This window comes from Kitasatospora putterlickiae (assembly GCF_039527695.1).
GTDB lineage: Bacteria > Actinomycetota > Actinomycetes > Streptomycetales > Streptomycetaceae > Kitasatospora > Kitasatospora putterlickiae.
Genome location: NZ_BAAAKJ010000328.1, coordinates 1 through 6445, shown reverse-complemented (window position 1 = coordinate 6445; position 6445 = coordinate 1). Strand labels below are relative to the sequence as shown.

7 protein-coding genes and 1 pseudogene are annotated in these 6445 nt (G+C 74.2%); 7 read left to right on the top strand and 1 reads right to left on the bottom strand.

Annotation, left to right across the window (positions count from 1 at the left end; translation table 11 throughout):
* The first annotated feature begins 111 nt into the window (after positions 1–111).
* From ABD308_RS31025 to ABD308_RS31015, 3 genes are all read left to right on the top strand, one after another.
* A complete protein-coding gene (locus ABD308_RS31025) occupies positions 112–1434 on the top strand; it encodes a glutamate-5-semialdehyde dehydrogenase (RefSeq protein ID WP_344342400.1) in 1323 nt (440 codons plus the stop codon).
* A 100-nt stretch (positions 1435–1534) separates the two neighbouring features.
* Positions 1535–2122, top strand: coding sequence for an SCO2584 family spore wall biosynthesis protein (locus tag ABD308_RS31020; RefSeq protein WP_344342398.1), 588 nt, complete (start codon positions 1535–1537; stop codon positions 2120–2122).
* Between the two features lie 123 nt (positions 2123–2245).
* The gene (locus ABD308_RS31015) at positions 2246–3310 is read left to right on the top strand and encodes an SCO2583 family membrane protein (protein WP_344342396.1); all 1065 of its coding nucleotides are present in this window, start codon (positions 2246–2248) and stop codon (positions 3308–3310) included.
* A 69-nt stretch (positions 3311–3379) separates the two neighbouring features.
* On the opposite strand, the gene ABD308_RS31010 is transcribed toward ABD308_RS31015, so the two are convergent.
* Positions 3380–4459 carry a M48 family metallopeptidase gene (locus ABD308_RS31010; RefSeq protein ID WP_344342394.1) on the bottom strand — a complete coding sequence of 360 codons (1080 nt, stop codon included), beginning with the start codon at positions 4457–4459 and terminating at the stop codon, positions 3380–3382.
* Between the two features lie 265 nt (positions 4460–4724).
* Here ABD308_RS31010 and ABD308_RS31005 point away from each other — a divergent pair, with 265 nt between their 5' ends.
* From ABD308_RS31005 to ABD308_RS30990, 4 genes and pseudogenes are all read left to right on the top strand, one after another.
* The gene (locus ABD308_RS31005) at positions 4725–4871 is read left to right on the top strand and encodes a hypothetical protein (protein ID WP_344342392.1); all 147 of its coding nucleotides are present in this window, start codon (positions 4725–4727) and stop codon (positions 4869–4871) included.
* A 163-nt stretch (positions 4872–5034) separates the two neighbouring features.
* Positions 5035–5193 (top strand): hypothetical protein, encoded by a 159-nt coding sequence (locus tag ABD308_RS31000; RefSeq protein WP_344342390.1) that lies wholly within the window; start codon positions 5035–5037, stop codon positions 5191–5193.
* Between the two features lie 97 nt (positions 5194–5290).
* Positions 5291–5923, top strand: a complete 633-nt coding sequence (gene nadD, locus ABD308_RS30995; protein ID WP_344342388.1) for a nicotinate-nucleotide adenylyltransferase — start codon at positions 5291–5293, stop codon at positions 5921–5923.
* A 22-nt stretch (positions 5924–5945) separates the two neighbouring features.
* Positions 5946–6445 (top strand): annotated as a pseudogene (locus ABD308_RS30990) (hypothetical protein); the annotation flags it as partial.

The following is a 6445-nucleotide window of genomic DNA, read 5'->3' as shown; positions in this document are numbered from 1 at the left end:
GGGCCCTGCTCGTCGGCCGCTGGGGCCGGGCGGCGAGCGAGCCGCCGAGGAGCCGTCTCACCGGACGAAATGGGGCGGGGGAGGGCCTGGGCCCTCCACTACCCTGGGCGCATGAGCAGCGACCTCGCCACCGCCGACAGCCCCGTCCTCGCCGTAGCGCGCCGAGCCCGGGAGGCCGCCGCCGCGCTCGCCCCGCTGCCGCGCGGCGTGAAGGACGCCGCGCTGCGCGCGGTCGCGGACGCCCTGGTCGCCCGCGCCGCCGAGATCACCGCCGCCAACGCCGAGGACGTCGAGCGCGCCCGCGCGGCCGGCACCGCCGAGTCGGTGATCGACCGGCTCACCCTCACCGAGGAGCGGATCGCCGCCATCGCCGCCGACGTCCGCGACGTGGCCGGCCTTCCCGACCCGGTCGGCGAGGTGGTGCGCGGCTACACCCTGCCCAACGGCCTGGACGTGCGGCAGGTCCGGGTCCCCCTCGGAGTCGTCGGCATCATCTACGAGGCCCGCCCCAACGTCACCGTCGACGCCGCCGCGCTCTGCCTGAAGTCCGGCAACGCCGTGCTGCTGCGCGGCTCCGCCTCCGCCTACCGCTCCAACACCGCGCTGGTCGCCGTGCTGCGCGACGCCGTCGCCGCCGCCGGCCTGCCCGCCGACGCGGTGCAGCTCGTGCCGGGCGAGAGCCGGGACTCCGTGCGGGAGCTGATGCGCGCCCGCGGCCTGGTCGACGTGCTCATCCCGCGCGGCGGCGCCTCGCTGATCCGCACCGTGGTCGAGGGCTCCACCGTCCCCGTCATCGAGACCGGCACCGGCAACTGCCACGTCTACGTGGACGCCGAGGCGGACCTCGCGATGGCCGTCGGCATCCTGCTCAACTCCAAGGCCCAGCGGGTCAGCGTCTGCAACGCGGCCGAGACCCTGCTCGTCCACCAGGACGTCGCCGACGCCTTCCTTCCGCTCGCGCTCGCCGCGCTCGCCGAGGCCGGGGTCACCGTGCACGGCGACGACGCGGTGCTGAAGGCCGCCGAGGGCACCGCCGCGACCGTGCTGCCCGCCACCGACGAGGACTGGGAGGCCGAGTACCTGTCGTACGACATCGCGGCCGCCGTCGTCCCCTCGCTGGACGCCGCCGTCGCGCACATCCGCCGCTGGACCTCCGGGCACACCGAGGCCATCGTCACCACCTCGCAGGCCGCCGCCCGCCGCTTCACGCGACTGGTCGACTCGACCACGGTGGCCGTCAACGCCTCGACCCGGTTCACCGACGGCGGTGAGTTCGGCTTCGGCGCCGAGATCGGCATCTCCACCCAGAAGCTGCACGCCCGCGGCCCGATGGGCCTGCCCGAGCTGACCAGCACCAAGTACATCGTCACTGGTGACGGCCACGTCCGCGGCGAGGCGACGCCGACCGTGGGCGCCGGCGCCGACGCCCGCTGAGCCCGGCCGTCGGGGCCGCCGCCGGCCCGCCGTCACACGAGTGACGGACCAACTGCCCCGAGCCCCAGACAAATCGCCCGACCGGTAATACGCTGAATCCGTGGCTGACGATGTGGGGGGCTTGCCGTACCCCGACGGTGCCGACCACGGTGGTGCGGACGACGAGTTCGCCACCGTGGTCTTCGACGAGGCCTTCGTGCGGTCCGCCGCCGTGCACGAGCCGACGGCCAAGGAGCGGCAGCTCGCCGCCGCCGAGGCCCGCTTCGAGCCCGACACGGCCGGTCCCGGCTGGGCCTTCGACGTCCCGCCCGGGGACGGACTGCCGCTGGAGCTGCGTCCGTACCCGAGCCGGCTCGACGACGACCACCGCTACCCCGATCCGTGGACCGGCACGGGCCGGTCCGCCGGGCGGCGCTCGCGGCGCTGGCGCCCGGGCGGCTTCGACCCGATCGGCGCCGGGCGCGGCCGGTACGTCGCCCAGCAGCGCTGGCACCGCCCGGTGGCCTGGGTGCTCGCCGTGATCATGGGCGTGAGCCTGGTCGCGGTGGCGGTCGCGGCGATCTACCAGGGGGCGGGCGGGACCGGCGGGGCGCCCCGGCGGCCCGAGTCCGGCAGCAGCAGCCCCGGGGTCGACCCGCTGCCGCCACCGGCCGAGCCGTCGCTCGTGGTCACCGCGCCGACGGGCTGAACGACGGTTCGGCGGGGCGGTGCGCCGGTGTGCCCGGCATGGCCGGAACCGGTCACGGAGGGTTTCCGGTGAACTGCGGCAGGACCCTCGTACCGGGGCGAGGAGGCGCCTTACCCTGGTGTCATGGGTGACCCGCGCGAGCCTCCGGAGGGTGCGCCCGAGGGCGGTTCCGGAAACGATGACGAGTACCGGTCCGTCGTCTTCGACGAATCGTTCGTCCGGGCTGCCCGGATCCAGGAGCTGTCCGCGCGCGAGCGGCTGTCCGGCGCGTTCGGCCGGCCCACCCGGCCGAAGGTCCGGCTGGGGCCGCTCGGCACCGTGCCCCGGCAGGCGCTCGCGCTGCTGCTGGTGATCCTGCTGGCGTTCGGGGCCGCCGTGTACTTCGGGGTCAGCTCGCCGATCAGGCCCACCGCCCGCCCCCAGGGCAGCCAGCTGACCGTCAGCCTGGTGGCGCTGAGCCCGGCCTCGGCGGTCCACCCGGTCGCCGACCCGGCGAACCCGTTCGCCGGCCTGCCGCCGGGCTACAGCGACGGCGCGGTCGGGCTGGGCACGCCGACCGGGGCGGCCACCGGGCACTTCACCCGGGTCGAGGTGACCAAGGCGCTCGACACCGTCCAGCGCTACCTGGTGGCGTCCTCGCTGTCGCCCGCCGTGCTGGTGCAGGGGGCGACCGCGGAGGTGCGGGCCTTCATCACCCCCGGTGAGCAGGCCCAGTTCGACGCGAGCGTGGTCCAGCCGGTCGACGACCGGCACCACGCGCTGACCGGCTGGCTGGTCCGCTTCGACCCGGCGCAGGTCGCGCTGGCCGCGGACACCGTGAAGGTGGCGGGCGCGATGCGGATCGACGAGGCGGACGGCGGCACGCTGCGGATCACCACCGACCACACCTTCGTCTACGCACTGAAGCCGGCCGGGTCGCCGAGCGGGGCGCCGGTCACGCTGGAGACCGTGCGGCGGCAGCTGACCTTCGAGTTCGACCGGGTCGACCTGGCGGCGGCGCAGCTGCGGCTGGTGGACTCGGTGCTGCAGGCGGGGCCCGCGCCGTGCGACGGTTCGCTGGCCGGGGTGGTGCAGCCGGTGCTCGCGGGCACCGACGCCACCGCGCCGCCGGCCGGGCCGGCGGCGGTGGACCCGGGCAACCACGCGCGGCCGGCCTGGCAGCTGTGCGGGGTGCTGGCGGGGAGCTGAGGACGGCCGGCGGCCCCCGGCCGGGTGACCGGGGGCCGCCGAAACGTTCCCGCGGGGAGCCTTCGCGCCTCAGCCGTTGTCGCCGGAGCCGCCGTCCTTGCCACCGCCGCTGCCGTTGCCGTTGCCGCGTCCGGCACCGGTGAAGGTGTCGCGGAGCTTGCCGCCGACCGAGGCCGCGCCGCCCGCGACGTCGCGGATCAGGCCCATCAGCGGGTCCTTGCTCTCCTTCACCGAGGTCGTGTAGTGCTCGGCGGCCGCCCGCCACTGCTCGCCGACCGAGGTGTCCGGGTCGTCGGTGCGGCGCGGGTAGGCGCCGGCCAGGATGGAGCGGTACTCCTCGCTCTCCGCCCACTTCTTCAGCTGGGCGACCCGGACCACCGCGAACGGGTGGCTCTGCGGCAGCACCTGCAGCAGCTTGAGCACGCCGTCGCGCAGGTCGCCGGCCTTCTCGTACTCCGCGGCCTGCTCCAGGAAGGCGTCCACGTTCATCTCGGCCACGTTGTGGCCGCCGGCCAGCTTCATCAGCGCCCGCATCGACGCCTGGAGGTCCTGCCCGGCCAGCAGGCCGGCCCGGTCGCTGGAGATCTCGGCCTTGCGGAACCACTCCTTGAGCGCGGTGACGATCGCCATGATCGCCAGGTTGCCGAGCGGCACCCAGGCTATCCGGGTGGCGATGTTGGTGAGGATCATCAGCATCGTCCGGTAGACGGCGTGCCCGGACATCGCGTGGCCGACCTCGTGGCCGATCACCGACCGGAGCTCCTCCTCGTCCAGCAGCTCCACCAGGCCGCTGGTCACCACGATCACCGGGGTGTCGATGCCGATGCAGTAGGCGTTGACCGTCGGTTCCTGGGTGACGTAGAGGTCCGGCACCTTGTCGAGGTCGAGCACGTACGCGGCGTCGCGGACCATCTCGTGCAGCTCGGGGAACTGCCGCTCGGAGGTCTTCACGGCGGTGGCCAGGAACATCAGCCGGATCGAGCGCTCGGAGACGAGACCGGCGAGCCGCTTCAGCACGTCGTCGAAGCCGGTGAGCTTGCGCAGCGCGACGAGCGCCGAGCGGTCCGCCGGGTGCTCCCAGGCGCGGGTCGAGATCTCCGGGAAGCGCTGGCGGCGCCGGCTCGGGGTCTTCGCGGTCGTATCGGTCATGTGTGTGTGCCTCCCTGTCGACGGCGGCCCCGGTCCCCGGCCGGCCCCCGCTGCTCTTCGTCTGCAACGACTGTCCGGACAACGTCCGTGGTTGCGCACTCGTCCCCGCGGACGCGTTCCGAGTGGCGCGGGCGCCGTTCGGGGCGGCGCGCACGGCGCCCGCGGGGGCGGTGGGCGGCGCCGGTGTGAGGGCGGTTTACCCTGAATGCCCGGGAGAGCCGGGCCACCTCAGGCCGCGGCACCGCGCAGTCCGAGGAGCCCGCAGATGTCCACCGCCGCCCTTGCCAGCCTGGCCGCCCCGATCTCCGCGGAGAACGGTCCCGGGCTCTTCCTGCGGATCATCGTGGTCGCGTCGTTCGTCGGCGTGGGCCTGCTGGCCTGGGTCCTGCTGCGGGCCGGCCGCAACAACTGACCGGCCCGCCGGCCCGGCCCCGGCGGGCCCCGGCTCACGGCGGTTCAGAGGCGGTGGGCCGCCGAGCGGTTGCCGTGTAACCCCCCGTACGATGACGGGTGGGCCCTCACCGGCCCGTACGACACCCCTGCCCGCCACCCGAGCCGAGAAGGTCCCGCCGACCATGAGCACTGCCGCCGCACTCCCCGTCCTGAACCTCCTCGCGAACGAGGGCGAGGGTGGCAACCACGACAGCCTCAACCCGTACCTGACGGGTGGCGCCGCGCTGTTCGTCCTTCTGGTGCTGCTCTTCGTGACCACCCGCTTCAACCGGGACCGCTGACCCGGCCGACGGTGGCCCGGGGTGCGGCTCCGCCCCCGGGGCGCCCGTCACCCGGCCGTTCCCGCACCGCAACGGGCGTCGCGTAAGGTGTGGCGCCATGGGAGAGCAGACCGGGAGTCCCGGCGTACCGGCGCCGGAGCGGCGTCGTCTCGGCGTGATGGGCGGCACCTTCGACCCGATCCACCACGGGCACCTGGTCGCCGCCAGTGAGGTCGCCAGCGCGTTCCACCTGGACGAGGTGATCTTCGTCCCGACCGGACAGCCGTGGCAGAAGAGCGACCGGCAGGTCAGCCCGGCCGAGGACCGCTACCTGATGACGGTCATCGCCACCGCGGAGAACCCGCAGTTCTCGGTCAGCCGGATCGACATCGACCGCGAGGGCCCGACGTACACCGTCGACACCCTGCGCGACCTGCACGCGATGCACCCGGACGCCGACCTCTTCTTCATCACCGGCGCCGACGCGCTCGCCCAGATCCTCTCCTGGCGGGACTCCGACGAGCTTTTCTCGCTCGCCCACTTCATCGGCTGCACCCGGCCGGGGCACACTCTGTCGGACGCCGGGCTTCCGGTGGGCGGGGTCTCCCTGGTGGAGGTCCCGGCGCTGGCCATCTCCTCCACGGACTGCCGCAACCGGGTCGCCAAGGGCGAGCCGGTCTGGTACCTCGTCCCGGACGGCGTGGTCCGCTACATCGACAAGCGGGCGCTGTACGCGCCGCACCGGACCTGATCCCGGAGGGGCCGACCGACGGATGAGCGAGCGCAGGGGACCTGAGGGGCAGCAGTCCGGGCAGCCGGACGACTGGTCGACCGGGCAGTACCAGCAGTACCCGCCGTACCAGCAGGGCGGTTACGAGCAGCAGCCAGGGCAGCAGCCCGGGCAGTACGAGCAGTCGGGTGCGTACGAGCAGTACGAGCAGTACGACCAGTACGGGCAACAGGTGCAGTCCGCGCCCTACGGTCAGGGGCAGTACGGCTACCAGGACCAGTACCAGCAGCAGGGGTACCAGACCTCCTACGAGCCGCAGTACGAGCAGCCCGGGGGGTACGAGCAGCCCGGGGGATACGGGCAGCAGGCGCCGCAGGGCTACCAGCAGCAGGGCGGCTACGGCTACCAGGAGCAGTACCAGCAGGGGCAGCAGGGCTACCAGCAGCCGCAGCCCTACGAGACCGCGCCGATGCCGGCCGTCGTCGACCCGCAGCCGCAGGCGCCGGCCGCGCCCGTCCCGCCGCGCCCCCGGGTGCCGCGCCC